This window comes from Mycobacterium sp., from assembly GCF_004298145.1.
Classification (GTDB): domain Bacteria; phylum Actinomycetota; class Actinomycetes; order Mycobacteriales; family Mycobacteriaceae; genus Mycobacterium.
This window is the reverse complement of sequence record NZ_SCRH01000020.1, coordinates 1-1,535: the sequence shown is the minus strand read 5'-3', so window position 1 is coordinate 1,535 and position 1,535 is coordinate 1. Positions and strand designations below refer to the sequence as shown.

The following is a 1,535-nucleotide window of genomic DNA, read 5'->3' as shown; positions in this document are numbered from 1 at the left end:
CGCTGACTTGAAGAGAACGTGAGTGAGGCTGTTAGGCGGCTGGTCGCGGTTCGATGTTGACGTGGTAGCCGAGCGCTTCGAGTTGGCGGATGGCTTGGTTCTTGGAGCGTTCGGGGTTGCGGCGGGCGTAGTAGCCAGGGCCTGGGTCGTTGTAGAGCGCCCCGCTGGTGAGCATGGTCCAGACGAGGGTCAGCAGGTTGTGCTCGATTGCGACGATGGCTTTGGACTTGCCGCGTGATCGTGCAAGCCGCTGGTACTTGACGTGCAGGAATGTTCCGGGGTGCCGGGCGATGGAGAGTGCGGCGGCGCCGAGGGCGCCTTTGAGCCATCGGTTGCCGGGCCGGGTCCTGCTGGATTTGATCCGGCCTGCGGACTCGTGGTGGCCGGGACATACCCCGGCCCAGGAGGCCAGGTTGCCCGCGGTCGGGAAGCGGGACATGTCAGCGCCGATCTCAGCGATGATCACGTCGGCGGTTGGGACGCCGATGCCCGGGATCGTGCAGATCAGCTCCCGGGCGGCACGAAACGGGGCCATCGCCTCCTCGATCCGGCGGGTCAGAGTGGCGATGGCCGCGCTGTGCTGGTCGATCAGCTGTAGGTGCAGCTCGACCAGGAACGCGTGATGGTCGCTGAACCGGCCCGCCAGTGCTTTGGTCAGCGCGGGGATCTTGGCGCGCAGCTGCCGCACCGACAGGTCGGCTAGCACCGCGGGGTCTCGTTCTCCGGCGACCATCGCGCCCAGGATCGCCCGCCCGGACGTGCCGGTGATGTCCGTGGCCACCACCGACAGTTTGATCCCGGCGTCCTCAAGCACCTTCTCCAGCCGTTGCGCCTCGCGGGTGCGTTCCCGGGTGATCGCCGTCCGAGTCCGGGTCAGGTCCCGCAGCTGGCGGATCGGTGGCGGCGGAACGAACGAAGCCCGCACCAGCCCATGCGCAGCCAGCTGGGCCAGCCAGGCGGCGTCGGAGACATCGGTCTTGCGGCCGGGCAGATTCTTGGCGTCGTGGGCGTTGACCAGCATCACCTCGAACGGGCCGTCCTCCAGCACGTAGTAGAACGGCTTCCAGTAGTCGCCGGTGGCCTCCATCGCCACGCACGTCACCTGCGCGGCGATCAGATGCTCTCGCAACGCCAGGATGTCGGCCGTCATCGACGACCAGGTGGTGATCTCCTGACTGGCGCGTGATTTGCCCGGCGGCACCAGCCGCACACAGACCTTCGCGTCACGCTTGGACAGATCCAGCCCGGCGCAGCGCGAGTGCAGAACTTCCATCGCCCACTCCTTCCACTGTCAAGGACGTGGACGGCGGGCGGGACGATCAGGTTCAGGAGTCTGACTTACGTGCTCGTAGCAACAATCCGCGGGCCCCGCGGCAGCCCCGCACCCCACACTCAGCTTCTGGCTCACACGCACGAAGTAGTGGCCGAGGTCGACCGCCGTTCACGCCTCAACTGTGCCGCGCGCAGACAGCGGTGACCAGACCCGATCTTCCCCACCCCGCAAGGGCCGCAACGCGGCCCCGGCCACTCAGCTG

At 67.4% G+C, this 1,535-nt stretch carries 1 protein-coding gene; it reads right to left on the bottom strand.

Going from position 1 to position 1,535, the window contains the following annotated elements; all coding sequences use genetic code 11:
• Positions 1-31: 31 nt before the first annotated feature.
• A complete protein-coding gene (locus EPN51_RS07655) occupies positions 32-1,273 on the bottom strand; it encodes an IS110 family transposase (RefSeq protein WP_293039839.1) in 1,242 nt (413 codons plus the stop codon).
• Positions 1,274-1,535: the final 262 nt, after the last annotated feature.